The sequence below is a fragment of the Bradyrhizobium sp. NP1 genome, from assembly GCF_030378205.1.
Classification (GTDB): Bacteria; Pseudomonadota; Alphaproteobacteria; order Rhizobiales; family Xanthobacteraceae; genus Bradyrhizobium.
The window spans coordinates 2,400,473-2,419,777 of the sequence record NZ_CP127385.1; the positions used below are offsets into that span (position 1 = coordinate 2,400,473).

15 protein-coding genes are annotated in these 19,305 nt (G+C 65.1%); 9 read left to right on the forward strand and 6 right to left on the reverse strand.

The window, feature by feature from the left end; all coding sequences use genetic code 11:
• Positions 1-10: 10 nt before the first annotated feature.
• A complete protein-coding gene (locus QOU61_RS11510; RefSeq protein WP_289658446.1) occupies positions 11-1,033 on the reverse strand; it encodes a polysaccharide deacetylase family protein in 1,023 nt (340 codons plus the stop codon).
• A gap of 121 nt (positions 1,034-1,154) precedes the next feature.
• On the opposite strand from QOU61_RS11510, the gene QOU61_RS11515 reads away from it, so the two are divergent.
• From QOU61_RS11515 to QOU61_RS11555, 9 genes are all read left to right on the forward strand, one after another.
• The gene (locus tag QOU61_RS11515; protein WP_289658447.1) at positions 1,155-2,363 is read left to right on the forward strand and encodes an ABC transporter substrate-binding protein; all 1,209 of its coding nucleotides are present in this window, start codon (positions 1,155-1,157) and stop codon (positions 2,361-2,363) included.
• 35 nt (positions 2,364-2,398) lie between these two features.
• Positions 2,399-3,274 (forward strand): branched-chain amino acid ABC transporter permease, encoded by an 876-nt coding sequence (locus QOU61_RS11520; protein ID WP_289658448.1) that lies wholly within the window; start codon positions 2,399-2,401, stop codon positions 3,272-3,274.
• A complete protein-coding gene (locus tag QOU61_RS11525; RefSeq protein ID WP_289658449.1) occupies positions 3,271-5,817 on the forward strand; it encodes a branched-chain amino acid ABC transporter ATP-binding protein/permease in 2,547 nt (848 codons plus the stop codon). Before QOU61_RS11520 ends, QOU61_RS11525 begins: the two co-directional genes overlap by 4 nt.
• Positions 5,810-6,838: an oxamate carbamoyltransferase subunit AllH family protein gene (locus tag QOU61_RS11530; RefSeq protein ID WP_289658450.1), complete on the forward strand. Its 1,029-nt coding sequence runs from the start codon at positions 5,810-5,812 to the stop codon at positions 6,836-6,838. Before QOU61_RS11525 ends, QOU61_RS11530 begins: the two co-directional genes overlap by 8 nt.
• 102 nt (positions 6,839-6,940) lie before the next feature.
• Positions 6,941-7,132, forward strand: a complete 192-nt coding sequence (locus QOU61_RS11535; RefSeq protein ID WP_289658451.1) for a hypothetical protein — start codon at positions 6,941-6,943, stop codon at positions 7,130-7,132.
• A 10-nt stretch (positions 7,133-7,142) separates the two neighbouring features.
• Positions 7,143-8,393, forward strand: a complete 1,251-nt coding sequence (locus QOU61_RS11540; protein WP_289658452.1) for a YlbE family protein — start codon at positions 7,143-7,145, stop codon at positions 8,391-8,393.
• Positions 8,390-9,925, forward strand: a complete 1,536-nt coding sequence (gene fdrA, locus QOU61_RS11545; RefSeq protein WP_289658453.1) for an acyl-CoA synthetase FdrA — start codon at positions 8,390-8,392, stop codon at positions 9,923-9,925. The genes QOU61_RS11540 and fdrA overlap by 4 nt, the downstream gene beginning before the upstream one ends.
• Positions 9,912-10,871, forward strand: a complete 960-nt coding sequence (arcC, locus tag QOU61_RS11550; protein ID WP_289658454.1) for a carbamate kinase — start codon at positions 9,912-9,914, stop codon at positions 10,869-10,871. Before fdrA ends, arcC begins: the two co-directional genes overlap by 14 nt.
• Before the next feature lie 66 nt (positions 10,872-10,937).
• The gene (locus QOU61_RS11555; RefSeq protein WP_289658455.1) at positions 10,938-12,380 is read left to right on the forward strand and encodes a DUF5107 domain-containing protein; all 1,443 of its coding nucleotides are present in this window, start codon (positions 10,938-10,940) and stop codon (positions 12,378-12,380) included.
• Between the two features lie 65 nt (positions 12,381-12,445).
• On the opposite strand, the gene QOU61_RS11560 is transcribed toward QOU61_RS11555, so the two are convergent.
• The 5 genes from QOU61_RS11560 to QOU61_RS11580 all read right to left on the reverse strand — a co-directional run bounded on the left by QOU61_RS11560 (position 12,446) and on the right by QOU61_RS11580 (position 19,195).
• Positions 12,446-13,327 (reverse strand): NAD(P)-dependent oxidoreductase, encoded by an 882-nt coding sequence (locus tag QOU61_RS11560; protein WP_289658456.1) that lies wholly within the window; start codon positions 13,325-13,327, stop codon positions 12,446-12,448.
• 446 nt (positions 13,328-13,773) lie between these two features.
• On the reverse strand, positions 13,774-14,829 hold the full coding sequence (locus QOU61_RS11565; RefSeq protein ID WP_289658457.1) for an alpha/beta fold hydrolase: 1,056 nt from the start codon (positions 14,827-14,829) through the stop codon (positions 13,774-13,776).
• A 172-nt stretch (positions 14,830-15,001) separates the two neighbouring features.
• Positions 15,002-15,709: a hypothetical protein gene (locus QOU61_RS11570; RefSeq protein ID WP_289658458.1), complete on the reverse strand. Its 708-nt coding sequence runs from the start codon at positions 15,707-15,709 to the stop codon at positions 15,002-15,004.
• Between the two features lie 117 nt (positions 15,710-15,826).
• Complete coding sequence (locus tag QOU61_RS11575; RefSeq protein ID WP_289658459.1) at positions 15,827-18,688, reverse strand: ATP-binding protein; 2,862 nt, start codon at positions 18,686-18,688, stop codon at positions 15,827-15,829.
• 153 nt (positions 18,689-18,841) lie between these two features.
• Positions 18,842-19,195 (reverse strand): winged helix-turn-helix domain-containing protein, encoded by a 354-nt coding sequence (locus tag QOU61_RS11580; protein ID WP_289658460.1) that lies wholly within the window; start codon positions 19,193-19,195, stop codon positions 18,842-18,844.
• Positions 19,196-19,305: the final 110 nt, after the last annotated feature.

The window sequence follows — 19,305 nt, forward strand, 5'->3', positions numbered from 1 at the left end:
GATGGCCTCGCTATGTCGGTACGACGCCGTCGGGCAAGCCACGCGAAAATGCCGCGATGCCGCCGGCGGTGGTGATCCAGATGTCATCGCGCCGCGCCACGATCGCCTGCAGCGCGCGCCGCAGCGGCCGCAGGCGGTGCGGCTGGCCAACCAGATAGGGATGGAGCGCGATGCCCATCACCAGCGATTGCCTCCTGGATTGCGTCAGCATCTCCTCAAAGGTGTCCGTGATCATGGTGGCAAACTGTTCCCCGGAGTCCTTGCGTCCCACGATCGAGGGAATGTCGTTCAATTCCTGTGGATAGGGCACCGACAGGATCCGCCCGCCGTTTCGCGTCGAGAACCACACCGGCTGGTCGTCCATGCACCAGTCGAGCAGATAGTGGTAACCCGCTTCGGCGAGCAGGTCCGGCGTAACCGGCGACTGCGAAATCCACGGGCCGAGCCAGCCAAGCGGCGGCCGGCCCTCCGCACACGTGATGATCTCAGTTGCTTCCTTGATCAGCCGCCGCTCCTCCTCCTGCGAGAGCACCCCTTGGCGCTCGGAATTGGTCCGGCCGTGGCCGACGATCTCATCGCCGCGCGCGCGAAAGGCATCCATGACCTCAGCGCAGTAGTGGTAGATGCTGCTGTTCGCGAGCACGGAGAGCGGCAGCGCCAGTTCGTCGAAAAGCTCGATCAGCCTCCACACGCCGACCCGGTTGCCATAATCGCGCCAGGCGTAGTTGAGGACATCTGGCTGCGGACCGCCCGGACAGAGCTCGGCGCCCAGTCCGTCGCCAAACGCGAAATGCTCGAGGTTGAGCCCGACATAGACGGCAAGGCGCCGTCCGCCAGGCCAGCTGAAATCCGGACGGCGCGTAATCGCGCTGTAGCGATAGCGATCATGGGAGACGAGCCCGGGCGCGAATTGTCGTGGCCGATCCGCCTGTTGGCGGGGCGCGGTGCCGTCGTTTAGCTCTCGCGAGGCCGTCCGCTCGAACCCTGCACCGACATTCTCGCGCATGCGAATCTCCCCGGCATCGTCGATCACGCTTGACATTCCCCAATTTGTGAAGAAAGTTTTTACTTCCGTCAAGATCGCGAAAACGCGGCGACGGGAGCGGAGGCGGCGTCCGAGCCGGACGGCCGCCATCAGTGGGAGGACTGCAGAAATGGATCCTGTACGTATCGTTTTCGCCGGACGTGTGCATCGTCGCCCGATCGTGGCGGCCGTGGCTGCCCTTGTTCTGGGCGCGCTGCCGCTCGCACCGGGCGCGCGGGCAGCGGAACCGATCAAGATCGGGCTTGTCACGGCATTGTCGGGCCAGTCGGCGCGCGCCGGTGAGGCGCTGACCCGCGGAGCCACCATCGCGATCGAGGAGATCAATGCGAGGGGCGGGGTGCTTGGCCGTCCGCTCGAACTGGTGCGCCGCGACGACGAGAGCAATCCGGCCAAGGGGTTGACCGCCGCGCGCGAACTGATCCAGCGCGAGAAGGTCGCAGTGCTTCTCGGCGGTCTCGATACGCCGGTCGAGCTTGCGATCGTGCCCTTCGTCAACAACGTCAAGGTGCCTTTCGTGGTGCCGTGGGCCGCGGGGACCAACATCACGCAGAATGGCGCCGCGTCCAACTACGTGTTTCGCGTCTCCGCCATGGATGATGAGGTGGACAAGGCGATCGTTCAGTTCTCGCGAAAGACCTACGGCGCGAAGAAGCCGGGGCTCATCCTTGTCAACAACCCCTGGGGCGAATCGAACGAGCATGGCCTGAAGGCGGCGCTGAAGGCCGCTGGAATGGAGCCTGCCGGCGTCGAGAAGTTCGAGCCCAACGACGTCGACGTCGTCTCCCAGCTGTCGCGGCTGAAGCAGGCGGGCGCCGACACGTTGTATCTGGTGGGCAATGTCGGCCCGGCTTCCCAGGTGGTGAAGTCGCTCGATCGCATGGGCTGGGCGCCACCGATCGTGTCGCACTGGGGGCCGGCCGGCGGCCGCTTCACCGAACTCGCCGGGCCCAACGCGAAGAACGTCATCTTCGTGCAGACCTACAGCTTCTTCGGCGACCTCTCGCCGGTCGGCAAGCGGGTGATGTCAGAGCTGCAGGCGAAGTATGCCGACGTCAAGGGGCCGGTGGATGTGACGCCGGCGGTCGGCGTCGCCAATGCCTATGACAGCATCCTGGTGATCGCGCGCGCGATCGAGAAGGGCGGCAGCACCGAGCCGACCGCGATTCGCGACGGCTTCTACGCCATCGACCGCGTCGATGGGCTGATCAAGACCTATGAGAGGCCGTTTACGAAGGACAAGCACGATGCGCTGACGGCGAACGACTACATCTGGGCCCGCTTCGAGGACAACCACATCATGCCGTTCGTCCAGAACTGACGGCGCCGTCGTCCAACACAAGCAGGGTGCTCGCGATGTCGTTTCTTCCAGCGGTCATAACCGGGTTGGCGCTCGGGAGCATGTACGGGCTGCTCGCGCTCGGCTTCCATGTCACCTATGCCGTATCGGGCACGGTCAATTTTTCCCAGGGCAGTTCAATGACCCTGGGCGCCGTGGCCGGATATTTCTTCCTGGTGCTGTGGGGCTGGCCTGCCGCGGCCGGCATTCCCGCGGTGCTGCTCGTATGCGCGGTCTACGGCCTCGTCATCGAACGTTATGCCGTTCGCCCCTTCGTGCAGCGCGGCTCCGACAACTGGCTGATGGCGACCGTTGCGGTCGGCATCATCGTCGACAATTTGATGCTGTTCGTGTTCGGCAAGGAGCCGCGCAGCTTTCCGTCCATGCTCGCGGCCAAGCCGATCCAGATCGCGCAGGACGCGGGCGTCTATCCGCTGCAGCTCCTGATTCCCGTCGTCGGCCTGCTGCTGGCGCTGGCGCTGCATCTGGTCAGCCGGCGGACGCGGCACGGCGTCGCCATGCTCGCGGTGGTGCAAAACCCCGGCACCGCGCGGCTGATGGGTGTCAATGTCAATGGCGCCATCGCCGCGAGCTATGCGGTGTCGGCTGTGCTGGCGGGCGTAGCGGCGCTGCTGATCGCGCCCCTGTTCAATGTGTCCTCCGAGATGGGCACGCTGTTCGGGATCAAGGCGTTCGCCGCGGCGATCATCGGAGGGTTGGGCAGCGCCTGGGGCGTGATGCTGGCCGGACTGTGCCTCGGCCTGATCGAGGTGTTCGCGACCAACTATCTCGGCTCGGTCTATACCCAGATCATCACGTTCGCTTCCGTGATCCTCATTCTCGTCGTCCTGCCTCACGGGCTGCTCGGCCGAGCCGGAGTTAAGAAGGTATGACCTCCCGCGTCTCCGTTTTCGCCCTGACTGCCGCGCTCGTGGTTGCGCTCGGCTACGCCGCCGTCGCCGACAGCTATGCCGTATTCCTGATCGCAACCATCTCGCTGACAGCGATCGCCTGCATCGGCCTCAACGTACTGCTCGGCCTTGCGGGCCAGATCTCGCTCGGGCATATCGGCTTCATGGCGATCGGAGCCTACACGACCGTGCTTCTGATGGAGAAGGCGGGCTGGCCCTATCTCGCTTCCACCGCTGCGGCCATTGTTCTCGTCAGCATCGTCGGCGGTCTCCTCGCGATGCCGGCCTTGCGCGTGCGCGGTCCCTATCTGGCGATGGTGACGATTGCCTTCGGCTTCATCGTCGAGCATGGCACGATCGAATGGCGTGACCTGACCGGCGGCGGCAATGGCCTGGTCCTGACCGCGCCGCCGAGCGTTTTCGGTTTCCAGTTGGCGGAGCGGCATCTTGCGATCGCGGGCATCCTCCTCGTCTTTGCCGGCCTCGTCCTGTTCGAGCGGCTGAAGCGGAGCGGCTGGGGCTATGCGATGCGTGCGGCCCGCGATGCGGAGGTCGCGACCCGGTCGGTCGGCATTGATCTCGTGCGCGTGCGCTCCGTGGCCTTTGTCATTTCGGCGGCCGCGATGGCTTTGGCGGGAGCCTTGTTCGCGCCGCTTCAGGGCTATATCAGCCCAAGCTCGTTTCCCTTCCTGCAGTCGATCCTGCTGCTGTTCGCCGTGATGGTCGGCGGCGCCGGCTCGACGCTGGGTCCGGTGATTGGCGCCGCACTCGTGGTGCTGTTGCCGGAACTGCTGTCTGATCTGGCGGAATATCGCCTGCTGGCGTTCGGCGTGTTGCTGTTCGTGGTGCTGCGGCTCGCGCCGTCGGGCATTGTGGGGCTCATCGAACAGCTCGCGGCCAAATTCCTGCCGGCAGGGTCGAAGGCCGACGCTGCCATCGTCGATATCGAGCCCGTGGCCGACCTCGGCATCGAGAACCGCAGCCCGCGGCGCCTTGCCGTCACAGACCTCTCGATCTCTTTCGGCGGCGTTCGCGCCGTCCAGGATGTGTCATTCACGGCCGAGCCGGGTGCCGTGACCAGCGTCATCGGTCCCAACGGAGCAGGGAAAACCAGCGCGCTGAACCTGCTCTGTGGCTTCTATCGTCCCAAGTCCGGAACGGTGATGCTTGGCGAGCGTGATGTCACCGGGATGCCGTCGCACCGGCTGGCGCGTGTCGGCGTGGCGCGCACGTTCCAGACCACGCAACTGTTCGGCTCGCTCTCCATCATCGAAAATGTCCTGCTGGCCGCGACGGTAGGCAAGCTCGGCGGTATCATCTCCGCGCTTCGCAACGACCCGGCGGATCGCTTCGCGCGTTCGCTGCTGTATTTTGCCGGCGTCGACGGCGACCTCGACCGGCGGGCCGACTCGCTGTCCCATGGCGAGAAGCGGCTAGTCGAGATTGCCCGCGCGCTCGCGCTGCGCCCGAAGGTCCTGCTGCTCGACGAACCGGCGGCAGGTCTCTCGAAGGGCGACAAGCAACGGCTGACGGTTCTGCTGCGGCGTATCGCGGATCTCGGGATCGCGGTCATCATCGTCGAGCACGACATGCCGATGATCATGTCGCTCAGTGACCTCGTCGTCGTGCTCGACGGGGGCAAGCGCATTGCGATGGGCGACGCAGCTGCGATCCGCAGCGACCCGCTGGTCCGCAAGGCCTATCTGGGCGACGCTCCCTCGGGAGAGCGAAGCCGCGCGCCACGTCCTGCAAGGCAAGGCACGGTGCTGGAAATCAAGGCGCTCGATTCCTTCTATGGCCAGTCGCGGGCGCTCGCCGGGATCGATGTCAGGGTTGCTCCGGGCGAGGCGGTTGCCGTGCTTGGGGCCAATGGCGCGGGGAAAACCACCCTGATGCGCTTGATCGCCGGTCTCGAACCGCCGCGCTCGACGGGAGAAATCCGCCTGTTTGAGGCACGCATCGACAAGATGCCGGCCCATATCCGGGCGCGTGCCGGCGTCGTGCTGGTGCCCGAGGGGAGGCAGGTATTTCCCGAGTTGACGGTGCGGCAGAACCTGCAGCTCGGCGCCTATTCACGCAAGGACATTGATCTTGACGCCGCGATCGAAGCGATGTTTGTCCGCTTTCCCCGCCTGAGGGAGCGGGTCAATCATCGTGCGGGCCTGTTGTCCGGCGGCGAGCAGCAAATGCTCGCGGTCGCGCGCGGGCTTTTGACCGCGCCGAAGGTCTTCATGCTTGACGAGCCGTCGCTCGGGCTGGCGCCGCTCGTCGTCGACGAGCTGTTCGCCTCGTTCGAGCAGCTGCGTGCCGAAGGGATGACCCTGATCGTGGTCGACCAGATGGCCGGGCAGGCCCTCGCCCTCGCCGACAGGGCCTACCTGCTGGAGACCGGCGTGATCCTGAAAAGCGGCGCGGCGGAAATCATCGCGGAGGATCCCTCGCTCGAGGCTGCCTATCTTGGCGGCGAAGCCCAGGCGAGTACCATGGCGCGATCCGCGGTGGCTCGTATCGTGAGCCATGGATGAGCGGCGGGAGATCGACGTGATGTGGCCAGCAGACAGTCAGCTTCGCGTCCCCGGCGCCGGCACGTCCGAGCGACTCGGTGGCGGCGTGGTGATCGAGGCGGGTGTACTGGCGCACCGCGCGTTGCGCGGCGGATGTCGCGGTCGCATCGCCGCGGTGTTCGAGCGCAGTCTCTATGCGGCGCTCGACGATTGCTGGATCTGCATCGGCTCGGCTGAACTCGGTTCGGGGCCGCTGCATCTTCTGTGCCGGGGCATCGAACCGCGGCGGTTCGAGGCCGGGCAAGAAGTCGCTGTTGCCGACAGGACAATCCTCGTGGACGGCCTGCCGCTTGCCGGTTTCGAAGCGGCGTCCGTGTGGGCGCCGCCGCCGTCGCCGGATTGGACGCGCGAAAGCTTGCGCGCGGGGCTCGCGGCGGTCGACCAGATCTGGTGCCTCCTGCCGACGGATCAGGGGCTGGCGGCGTCGGGCGGCGCAACGTCTCCCGCGCGGCCGTCTCGTGTTCTGGTGGCCGCGTTGCCGGGGCTCGCGACGCTCAGGCGATTGATCGAGGCCGGGCTTTGCGGGCATCGGTCCTCGCCACACCGCTACAGGCAGATCGTCGAACTGATCGGCCTTGGTCCCGGGCTGACGCCATCCGGTGATGACCTGATCGGCGGCGCATTGGTGGCGCTCGCCAGCATCGGTCGTCTCGCGACGCGGGATGCGCTATGGAGAGCCTGCCGCAGCCATCTTGCCCGGACCAACGAGATCAGCGCCGCGCATCTACGCAGCGCGGCCCTCGGTTACGCAGCGGCGGCCCTGCACGAGGCGATTGACGCGACGATTGGCGGGCAGGCGGGACGGGTCAAGCCCGCTCTCGCCGCGCTGTCCGGGATCGGACACAGTTCGGGACTCGACGCGTTTGCAGGAGTATTGATGGTGCTGCGTGCGGCCGAATATCGGCTGTTCTGCGACGGCGCGCGGCGTCACTCCGCTCTGGCCGGACGCGACCCGCAGCAGCGTTTCGCTGCCGGGGTCTGAAACGATTGGGCGCCGCGGCGGCCGCGCGCAGAGCTGCAGGCGATTTGACAAAGTAAAAACTTTCTTACTAATCTTGGTGCATCCGATGTCGAGGAGGCTGGAATGGTGATCAAGCAGGAAGGGGCGCCGTACCAGCGTCTGCTCATGGACAAGGTCAGTGTCGTGAACGTCGGGCTGGAAGGCTTCGTGAAGGATTTGCGCGATTGCGACATCGAGGTCGTCCATGTCGACTGGGTGCCGCCTGCCGGCGGCGACCCGAAGATGGCGGCGCTGCTCGCCAAGCTCGGCGTGTGAGAGCGTAGCCATGAAGCTGATCGAAGATGCCAACAAGCAGGCGCTGGCTCGCATCCTCGAGGGCGAGCCCAGGCTGATCGATATCGTGCCGGCGCGCGAGGTGCTGCGCGGTCTGAAAGAGCGCATGATCCTGCACGCAGGCCCGCCGATCGGCTGGGAGCGGATGTGCGGTCCGATGCGCGGGGCGGTGGCGGGCGCCATTGTGTTCGAGGGCTGGGCTCCTGATTTGAGGGCCGCCGAGGAGCTCGCGGCGAGCGGCGCGATCGCCTTTCATCCGAACCACCATTTTGGCGCGGTCGGCCCGATGACCGGCATGACCACGGTCTCGATGCCGGTCTTCGTCGTGGAAAACGTTCGGTTCGGCAACCGTGCCTACTGCGCGATCAACGAGGGGCTCGGCAAGGTGATGCGCTTCGGCGGCAACGACGAAAGTGTGCTGGCGCGACTTGCCTGGCTGCGCGACGTGTTCGGACCGGTGCTGGCAAGGGCGATACGCGCGCAAGGAGGCGTCGATCTGAAATCGATCATCGCGCGCGGCCTGTCGATGGGCGACGAGATGCACCAGCGCAATCTCGCCTGCTCCAGCGTGTTCCTGCGCGAGATCGGCGCTTCGCTGGCGCGCACGTCGGCCGACAACGCGGTGCTTTCGGATTGCATCGCCTTCATCGCGCAGAACGACCAGTTCTTCCTCAACATCGCGATGGCGATGGGCAAGGCGCTCACCGATCCGGCGAACGGCATTCGCGGCTCGACCGTGGTCACCGCGATGTGCCGCAACGGAACCGATTTCGGCGTGCGCGTCAGCGGCATGGGTGAACGGTGGTTCACCGCTCCGGTGGAGATGCCGGAAGGGCTGTATTTCCCGGGCTATTCGCGTGCGGACGCCAATCCCGACATGGGAGATTCCGCGATCGTGGAGACGGTGGGACTGGGCGGCTTCGCGATGGCGGCGGCTCCTGCGGTCGCCGGATTCGTCGGCGCGGGCTCGCCGTCGAGCGCGGGCAATTTCACCCGTGCGATGGGCGAGATCACCGTCGGACAGAACCCCGAATGGACGATCCCGGCGCTCGATTTCGCCGGCGTACCGACCGGCATCGATGTCCGGCTGGTGGTGGAGACCGGGCTTGCTCCCGTCATCAACACCGGCATCGCGCATCGCGAGCCCGGCATCGGCCAGGTCGGCGCCGGCGTGGTGCGGGCGCCGATGGCCTGTTTCCGGCAGGCTGTCCTCGCGATTGCCGAAGATCTGGGGGTGTCATGAGCGCGCATGTCCTGAACGAAATTCGCAAGGGCTTCTATCTCGACTCGGTCGCGCTGATGCGGCTGTCGCGCGAGATCGCATCCGCAGTGGGTGTCATCGAAGCGGCGCTGATGATGGGGACGCCATCCAATCAGGCGATCATGCGGAACGCCGGACTGCTGGGCGCAGGCGTCGCCGCGCAGGGCAACGATCTGATCGTCGCGATCAAGGCGGAGAGCGAAGAGGCCGCGCGCGCTGCGCTCGGCGAGGCGCTCAAGGCGCTGGACAAGCCCAGGAGCCGGGCCTCGGGCGAAACCGAGTGGCGGCCGCGCAGCATCGCGGCGGCCGTCAAGGCCGTGCCGGCCGCCAATCTGGCGCTGATTTCCGTTCCCGGCGAGTTCGCCGCGGCCGAAGCCCGCAAGGCGCTGAACCGCGGGCTGCATGTCTTGATGTTCAGCGATAACGTCTCGATCGCCGACGAGCTGTCGCTCAAGCAGCAGGCGCGCGACGCCGGCCTTCTGATGATGGGGCCCGACTGCGGCACGGCCGTGATCGGTGGCGCGCCGCTCGCGTTTGCCAACCGGCTCGAGCGCGGCCGGATCGGGATCATCGGCGCATCCGGCACCGGCACGCAGGAAGTCTCGTGCCTTCTCTCGGAGGCCGGCGAGGGCATTTCCCACGCGATCGGCGTCGGCGGCCGCGATCTCAAGAAGGAGATCGGCGGCATCACGACGCTGATGGCGATCGATGCGCTCGACGCCGATCCCGAAACCGATCGTGTGGTGTTGATCTCCAAGCCGCCGCATCCGGACGTTGCGAAAGCCGTGCTGGCGCGGATCGGAATGAGCCCAAAGGCCTATACGGTCTGCTTCATCGGTGCGGCCTCGGTCGATCTGCCGCCGAATGCGCGCTTTGCCGCAACGCTGAAGGAGGCCGCGGAAAAGACGCTGCACGGCGGCCGGCGTATCGGCGCCGGTTTCGACGCGGTTGCACTGGCTGCGCGCCTGACGCGACGGCGCAAGGCGTCGCATCGCATCGAAGGACTTTTCGTCGGAGGGACACTATGTGCCGAGGCGCAGGTGATCCTCACCGCCGGCGGCCGCAAGGTGGCAAGCAATGCCGCGATCCCCGGTGTTCCCCATGTCGATGCGTCGGAGGCTGCGGGGCGCGATCTTATCGTCGATCTCGGGGCCGACGAATATACCCAGGGGCGGCCGCACCCGATGATCGATCCCTCCGTCCGCGACGAGGCGCTACGGGCGGCCCTGATCAATCCGGAGATTGCCGTCATCCTGCTCGATCTCGTGATCGGCTACGGCGCGCACGCCAATCCGGCGGCCCATCTGGCGCGGATCGTGGCTGATCGCCCGGACGATGCGCCGATCCTGGTTGCGTCCGTGACGGGAACGGAGCTCGACCACCAGGTGCGCTCAGCGCAGATCAGGCTGCTGGAGGAGGCCCGCATCGTGGTCGCGCCATCCAACGCCCAGGCCTGTGAATTGGCCCTCGCTCTTGCAACCGACGTCAGGATGCCGCGCTATGCGAACACTTAAAGAGATCCCGCGCCGGCTCGTGATCGCGATCGGCGGCAACGCTGTCCACCCCGAAGACATCAGCGGCACCTCGGAAGAGCAGAAAACCGTCGCCCGGCATACGGCCGAGGCGCTGCTGCCGCTGGCCGAGCTCGACAACGAGCTGGTGATCACCCACGGCAACGGACCCGTCGTGGGCAAGATCATGATGCGCCAGATGCTGACCATGAGCCGCATTCCGCCGATGTCGATGGACATCTGCGTCGCGCACAGCCAGGGCGGCATCGGCTATCTCCTGATGCAGGCGATCGAGAATGCCTTGCGCGAACGCGGCAATGGCCGCCACGTCGCGAGCCTCTTGACCCAGGTCGAGGTCGACGCCAACGATCCGGCATTTGGCAACCCGACCAAGTTCGTCGGACCGTTCTTCACCGAGGAGGAAGCCAGCCGCATCAGCGCCGAGCTCAACTGGAAAATGCGCGAGGATTCCGGGCGCGGCTGGCGCCATGTGGTGCCGTCGCCGAAACCGAAGCATGTCTGCGACATCTCGCTGGTGGAGGCGCTGGTCACGCGCGGCACCATCGTCATCGCCGGCGGTGGCGGGGGCATGCCGGTGATCCGCGACGCGCGCGGTGTTCGCACCGGCGTGCCGGCCGTCATCGATAAGGATCTGACGTCGGCCCACATAGCCAACGTGCTCGGTATCGACGAGCTTCTGATCCTGACTGCGGTGCCGCGCGTCGCGGTGAACTACGGCAAGCCCGGTCAGATGGAGCTCGCAGAGGTGACGCTCGAGGAGATCAAGGCTTTCCACCGCGAGGGGCACTTTCCGCCCGGCAGCATGGGACCCAAGGTTGACGCCGCGATTCGCTTTCTCGAGGGGGGTGGCAAGCGTGCGATCATCAGCCATCTCGACCACGCGGTGCCGGCCCTGCGCGGCGAGACCGGCACCCACATCGTGCACTAGCTGGAAGGCGGCGCCGCGCGCTAGAATTGGACTGTTGGTCTCGTCCCTTTTCCGAAGGCGACATAGATGACAGTTCACGCCTCCTGTACTCGTGGTTGCTTCGCGCTCGCGGTCGTTTCGGCGGCCTGCGCATTCAGTGCCGCGCATGCCGCCTCGCCATCGCCTGATAGTGTGTCTCTCAGCAAGTCCACGATCACGTGGAGCACCGTCAAATATGCGACCGATGCGGAGAACGGACTGGTCAGCGGGTCGCTCGACAAGAACACCATCGTCGGCCGCACGTTCAAGACCTATGTGCTCGAGAACCGCTACCTAAAGGTGACGCTCGTGCCCGACTTTGGTGGGCGCATTCTCTCCATCATCTACAAGCCGACCGGCCACGAGCAACTCTACCGGACGGAAGTAGGCGTGCCCTACGGGATCCAGGGCGGCATTTTCTACTACGACTGGCTGATGGTGTATGGCGGCATCTTCCCCACCTTCCCGGATGCCGAGCACGGCAAGACCTGGCTGAAGCCCTGGCATTTCAAGGTGGTGACGGAAAGCGCCGGCGAAGTGACGGTGTCGATGTCCCTCAAGGACGATTTCGCGTATGCCGCGGCGCCGGGGCAGTTCTTGCGGGGCTCGACGGGTATGGAGGCGACCTATTATGTCACGCTGAAGGCCGATCGCGCCGCGGTCGATGCGCGCATGGTGTTGAAAAATCCGCAACCCAAGGCGATCAAATACGAGTACTGGACCTGCACGACGCTCGCGCCGGGATCGGACCCGAAAATTCCCAAAGCGACCGGCGGCGCCGAAATCATCGCGCCGATAGAGGCCTACAGCACGCCCGGCTGGTCGGCCAATCTGTCCGCCGGCGACAAGCGCCTGGGTAACGGCGCGAGCCGCTTCGAGAAGCTGCGCTACTTCAGGAACTGGCCGACGATGGGCATCGCCTACGCGGCGCCCGACATGCAGGGCGGGAATTTCTGGGGCGTGATCAACCACGACAACGAAGAGGGGATCATTCGCATCGCCGACAACACGGTCACGCCTGGCCTGAAAATGTGGACCTGGGGATACCCGTCCTTCACCAACGAAACCGACGCGCGCAAGGATCCGAACCCGCAGCGGCCATACGTCGAATTGTGGGCGGGCGTGTCAGACCAGTTTTTCCATAGCGCCAGCCTTCCTGCGCTGGGGGAAGTGTCGATTCCGGAGACTTATAGTCCGACCGTCGGCATGAGCAACGTGACGCACGCGAACGAGAACATGCTGGTCAATCTCTCGGCCGAGGCATCGGGCGTGGACCTGCAGTTCTTCAGTATCGAACCGGCGACGCCGTTGCGCGTGACGTTGAGGCGTGGCGACGCGATATTGTTCGACGCTGGCGTGAAAGCCGACCCCAAGAGTGGAAATCATCTTTCCGCGGCGCTTGCCGCCGGTGGCAGCGCCGAACAGGTCAAGCTGACGATCAGCACCGCGGAAGGCAAGGAGCTGATCGCGGCCGAGGCACGAATAAGATAGGCACTGGCGAATCCGTCCGGGTCGCGCACGCCAGCGTTCTCGGGCGCGGCCTGTGGTCAGCGATTTCAGGTCCGCTTCGTCCAATTCTGGTACATGGCGAGCAGTGAAACGATATCCTGGCCGCGAAATCCCTCAGCCAGTGCCAGCGCGTAGAGCTCGCGGGTGGCGGATGCGGACGGGGTCGGCATCTGCATCGCCCGTCCGAGCTCGATACCTAGCGCCAGGTCCTTCTCGCCGAGCTCCATCTTGAATCCCGGCGAGAAGTCGCCCTTGAGCGCGTTGGGGAAGCGCTTGGTGAAATGGTGCGAGCGTCCGCCGCTGACCGACAACACGTCGTACAGCTTCTGCGGCTCGACGCCGGCCGCGACGCCGAGCGCGAAAGCTTCCGCCGCGACGAGCACATTGCCCATTGACATCATGTTGTTGACGATCTTGACGACCTTCGCCGTTCCAACGCCGCCGGTGTATTTCCAGTCGGTGCCAAGCAGCCTCAGAATGGGCTCGGCACGCGCCACGTCGGCCGCTTCGCCGCCGGCAATCAGAATCAGTTTGCCTGAGCGCGCCTCGTTCGGGCTGCCGCTGACCGGACAATCGACGACCGCAATCCCGCGTGACGCAGCCGCCTCGGCGACCTGCCGCATCGTTTGCGGATCGATGGTGCTGAGCTCGATGCACAATGTGCCCCTCGCGGCGTGGGCCACGATGCCGTCGGCTCCAAGCCACGCGCTCGTCACCGCCTTCGGATCCGGCAGGCTGGTCAGCACGAGCTCGCGGCCGGCGAGCGCCTCCGCAATGCTCGGCGCCATCTGAAAGCCGTCGCTGGAAAGACGGGCGCGCTGATCGGGATCAAGATCATATCCGGCGACATCGAGGCCGGATTCGCGCAGACGTCCGGCCATGCCTGATCCCATCTGGCCCATTCCGATCACCGCGACTTTCTCAGGCATCTGATCCTCCCTTCACTCGATGGCTGCGCCACCCGCGCACAACGAGATGAGGCGCCGCGGAGCTGTCCCGGCGGACCACGCATCCGAATTTCGGCGTCATTACGTATCTACAACGACCGGCGGCTCCGCGCCATCCGCGGGCAGGGGGCGCGGCGCCTGCGTCGTCCCGGGGCGTATTCCGTCTCGCGGGGAGCGGACACGATGCGGCGTGGCGCTTGCCGGCCATGCAAACGGCTCATTTGCGCCAGCTGCGTGGTCTGATGAGGGCGCGGCCGGATCGCTCAGCGAAGAACGACGGAGGGGCCAAATTGCGCGAACGCCAGAAGCACGATGACGATGAGAGCGGCGAGAGCGATGAGCTTGCGCATCTTGATCATCCCCTTGTTCGGACCACGGGCAACTCGCGGAGACTGCAGCCGGCCGGTCCGCGAGGTCCCTTGCACCGGTTACGCTTCGGCCGTCACGTTGATGACCGCCTCGGCAAAGGCTTGGGGCGCCTCCTGGGGCAGGTTGTGGCCGATGCCGCCCTTGATGGTCCGGTGCGCATATTTGCCCGAGAACATCTTGGCATAGGCGGCGGGCTCCGGATGCGGAGCGCCGTTGGCGTCGCCCTCCATGGTGATGGTGGGCACGCTGATGACGGGGGCCTGGGCGAGCCGCTTCTCGAACTCGTCATATCTCGCTTCACCCTCGGCAAGCCCGAGCCGCCAGCGATAGTTGTGGATCACGACCGCGACATGGTCCGGATTGTCGAAGGATTTCGCGCTGCGGTCGAAGGTCGCGTCGTCGAAATTCCACTTCGGCGAGGCGAGCTGCCAGATCAGCTTCGAGAAATCGTGACGGTACTTGTCGTAACCGGCGCGGCCGCGCTCGGTCGCGAAATAGAATTGGTACCACCATTGCAGCTCGGCCTTCGGCGGCAGCGGCATCCGGCCCGACTCCTGGCTGCCGATCAGGTAGCCGCTGACGGAGACCATGGCCTTGCAGCGCTCGGGCCAGAGCGCGGCGATGATGTTGGCCGTTCGTGCACCCCAGTCGAATCCGGCAAGCGTCGCCTTCTGGATCTTGAGCGCATCCATCAGCGCGATGGTATCGACGGCGATCGCCGAGGGCTGGCCGTTGCGCACCGTTGCATCGGAAAGAAACCGCGTGGTGCCGTAGCCGCGCAGATACGGCACGATCACCCTGTAGCCTGCCGACGCCAGCACTGGGGCGACGTCGGCAAAGCTGTAGATGTCGTAGGGCCAGCCGTGGAGCAGGATCGCGGGTTCGCCGCTGGCGGGGCCTGTCTCGACATAGCCCACGTTGAGGAGGCCGGCATCGATCTGCTTCGGCGAAGCGAACGCGGCGTTCGCCTCCGGCCTGACCGGTCGCGGGCTTGCGGATTTTGTCTTGCCCGGCCGCGCCTCGGCGGACCGATTGAAGGTGAGCTGGGATGCGGCAAAGGCAGCCGCGGCGGTGCCGAGCAAGCGGCGGCGCTGGTGATTGAACTCGTCTGACATCCTTCTCTCCGGTTGGCTCGTTGACAGCCGCATGATGCGACCGTCGCGTGGACTCTCGATGTTGGTTCTGCCGTACTCTGCACCTTGGCGGAGCCCATGGCTCGTTAAGTGTTGTTAGACGTTGCGAGCGAGAACCTTGGCATAACCGGACGGGCGCCCGGGATTTGCCTCGCTACTCGAATGAGGCGTCGAAGATCTCGACGTCGAGGAGGACCGGCCTGGGCGTAACCGTTCCGTCGGGCTGCAGGGGCAGTGATCGCCGCAGCGTGGGAAGCACGATGCCGGAGAATGCCTGATGCGCCCATGAAAAGTGTGCGACCCTGGTACCGAGGAGATCATGGTCTGTCCGCCGCTGCAGACCCTTGTCGTCGAAGTAGAAAATCTGTTCCGCAGAGTGGGTGACGACGGTTGGCGGAAATATGGCCTTGAGGCGTCGCCACGCATGGCCGTGCTCCTGTACCGGCGGCAGTTCACCCGTCCTGACGTCGGGGTGGGTGAGAAGGAATGGCGTCGTCAGGTAGTTCCAGAGCGAAAAGCCGCAAAAGAAGATCAGATATGGCTCATCCCACGGAGCGTCCGCGGCGTGGTCGCGGAACGACAGCTGTGGGCTGCGCCAGGTGCGCAGCACCTGGCCGTCCGCGCCTTCGATCATGACGCAGTCCGGCTGGTAGAGGCCGCAGGTATCGGGGCCATTGAATCCTGTGAACCGCACGAGCTGCGTCTGGGTGGCTCCTTCCGCCACGATGTCCTTGAAGCGGCCGGTTCGGCCCGCGCGGGACAACAATGTGCCGTCGATTGAAAGCTGGAGCGTGAATCGCTTCAAACTGTTCCAGCGCGTCATGCTGCCGCTGGCTTCGATCACCTCGTCGAGCAGTGTCATACGTCGCATATTCCGTCAGGTGCCGGACCCCTCTGGTCCTTCTCACCATGACGGCGCCGATGCGATTTGGCGCGTTAGAAGTTGTTAGGAGTTGCAAGCGCGTTGCGCGATTCTATCTTATTGACGTGGCGCGCGATTTTCTGCCTCAAGCAGGGTCCTTGCAGCAATCAGGTCGAGGCTGGCGAGGCCTTCGGTGTATCGGGCATGAAGCGGGGCGATCAAGGCGCACGCCTCGGCGCCGCGGCCGCTCTGCCGCCAAAGCCGTCCGAGCGTGAGTGCCGCGCGCAATTCCCACCCGAGCGCAGATTGCTTGCGGGCAATCTCGATCGCCCGCAGCAGCCAGCTTTCGGCCTCGGCGGTGCGACCGCACAAGCCCAGGATATGACCCTTGACCCGGAGCATTTCGGGCAGATCGAAGGACTCCCCGCTATCGCCGATCTGGGCCATGGCGCCGTCGATCGTATGCAGCGCCTCGTCGAACTGGTTCAGCGACGTCAGGCCTTCGGCCAGCGCAGTTGCAAACACCGTCGTCATGATCCGGTGGCGCGTCTCGTACAGTGTCGCCTGACTGCGGCGCAGATGCTCGATTCCGGCGCGGACTTCGCCGCGGCGGACCAGAAGTTCTCCCTTCTGACCGATGCCGACCGCGTGGTACGGCCCGAGAAAATGCTTCGCCGCGTGATCGATCAATCGTTCGATCAGGTTTTCGGCGTTGGTCCAGTCCCCGGTCCAGAGAAACACGTAGATCGTCCAGATCAGGGAAATGCCGAGCGTCAGCGGCTGCTCGAGGCGCTCCGCTTCGCCGATCGTATATCGCGCGGCCTCCACGGCTCGATCGGGGTGCCCGGTCAGCCACAGGCTCCGCGCGAATGCCACCAGCGCAATGAGGCGGTCGTCATATCCCAGCCGAAGAATGTTGAGGCGCTGCGAGCTCGGATTATGGGTCATCGCGCTCTCGCAGAGCTCGACGGCCTTGTCCTGGTTGCCGATCAGGTGGTGGGCGACGCCGAGCATCCATTCGACGTTCAGCGTGCTGGCAGGATCATCCAATGCCCTGGCAACAGCCTCACCCTGCTCGCCCATGTGCAGCGCGCCGCGGAAGTCGCCGATCCGGGTCAGGTAGATATGAAGCCCCCGCAACAGCCACAATTGCCAATGCAGATCGTCAAGCGACCTGGCAAGGGCGAGGCTGCGCGTGAAGGCCGACCGGACCGCCTCGGCATTGCCTTGCGTAAACATCACGGACACGCCGAGCGCGGCTTGCAGCTCCATCTCCCGGCGAGGGCCGGTCGATCCCCCCTCGAGCGAGGCAAGCGCCTGCCTGGTCCAGCGATTGCATTCGGTCAACAGCGAAAGCTCGAGAAAGAATTGAGCGGCTGCCGCGGCGAGATCCACCGCGATGCGGCGATCTCCGTGTTCGGAAAAGCTCCAGTCGAGCGCGGCGCGCACATTGGCGAGATGTTCGGCGTGAGGAAGGAAGCTTTCTCCTGTCGGAACGCGCGTGGAGTCGGCGGGAATGTCGGCGAGCAGGTCGATGAAGTGTTCTGCATGGACGCGGTGGACGCGATCCGCCTCGCCGCTTGTCGCGAGCTTCTCGGCCGCAAAGGCGCGCGTCGTATCGAGCAGGCGATACCGCAGCGGTCGCACCGAATAGGGCGTCGCGATCAGTGACTTCACCACCAGGCCCGCGATCGCTTCGATGACCTCCGGCTCGCCGAGGCCTTCGCCGGTTGCAACCGCAAGCGCTGCGTCGAGCGTAAACGGGCCGACAAATACCGACAAGCGGCGCAACGTGGCGCTCTCGGCTGCCGGCAGCAGGTCGTAGCTCCAGCCGAGCGCGGCGCTCAGGGTCTGATGTCTGGGTATCGCCGTGCGTCTGCCTTGCCACAACAGCGAAAAGCGGCTGTTGAGCAGCGATGCGATGCCTGCAATGCCATAGGCATTGACCCTGCCGGCGGCGAGCTCGATCGCCAGCGCGATGCCGTCCAGCTTGGTGCAGATCTCCGCAACCAGCGGCGCCTCGTCGTCGCTGAGCTTGAACTCGCCGAGGCTCGCGGTGACGCGATCGACGAAAAGCTGCACCGCGGGATAGGTAAGCGCCTCGGCTGCATTCAAGCCGTCACGCCGGGGCGGACAATCGAGCGGGAACAGCCGGTAGACCTGTTCGCTTTCGATGCGAAAGGATTCGCGGCTGGTTGCCAGGATATGGAGTTCGCCAGCCTCCCTGACAATGCTTTCTGTGAGCGGCGCCAGTGTGTCCAGCACATGCTCGCAACTATCGAAGATCAGCAGCATCCGCTTGTTGCGCAGGAAGGTGATCAGCCCTGGCATAGGGTTGTCAGAGCTGACGGTCAGGCCCAGACCCGATGCGATCGCGCTTGGTACAAGCTGGATGTCCCGGAGCGCGCTGAAATCGATGAAGAAGACCTGGCCGCCGAACGCCGCAAGCTGGCGGTGCGCCACGGCGACGGCAACCGACGTCTTCCCGATGCCGCCGGGCCCCACGATTGCGACGAGGCGATGAAGTTGAAGCTCGGCCGAAATCCTGTCGATCGATTCCGTCCGACCGATCATCTTGGAAAGCTGGGCGGGCAGGGAATGGCCGGTGGTGTGTCCGTTGACGGATGGCGCGGTACGCGATACGGCGGTCGCCGCGATCGGCGCGGCGAAACAATAGCCGCGTCCTGGAACGTTCACGACATAGCGCGCGTCGGACTCTCCATTGCGGAGCGCCTTGCGCAGCGCGGTGACATGGAATCGGAGACTGCCTTCATCCACGTTCACGCCGGCCCAGACTCGTTCGACCAACTCTCTCTTGTTGACGATCTCGCCGGCTCGCTCGGCGAGGAAGATGAGGATATCGAGCGCACGGCCGCCGATGTGGACGGGGGCGCCATCCTTTTCCAGCAGCCTTGCCTTCGGGAGCAGCTTGAACGGGCCGAAGGATATGGCGGCGTCCTCAGTATTTTCGCGGGGCACGCGCGCTTGCTTCTTGTTAGAGGATGGTTCCGGACCGCTTTTTTACTAGCCCGGGGCGAACCGGCGGTAAACAAGGTGTGATCGTATAATCGCTTGTCTTACCTCTCTTTTATGTCACGAGGCGCAACGCATAGTCGGCCTGCGAATGTCGTTTCAGCCACTTCTCGCGGCCTGACCCTTCAGCGAAAGCGGCGAGCACGCCCCGAGGTTTATCGCGGGATCGACAACACGCTTTTTTGCAGGATCATCGTCAGGCGCCCCGCGGAGGCTTGCGATGTGAAATCGCAGGCTGCCCCCCTCGACGGTGACATTGGGCCAGACCTGTGTGCGCAGATCGTCCTTGCCGACGACTTCGTTGGGGCATGACACCAGGACGACCAAAATATCGAAGGCCCGCTCGCTCAATTCGGCGGCAGCTCCGTCCTTGGTCAGCCGTCTCTCGTTCGCGACGAGGCTGAAAGGACCGAACGAGATGACCTCGTTGGTTTGCGCTGCCGGCGTCTTCATTGGCGTCGTCTCTTGTAGCGCACTGTCTGCGCGACATTTTATGCCAATCGCGAGGCCCGCACCATAGCGAAGCCGTCGCGGCCGCGACCCTTCGACCTGCCCGACGACTG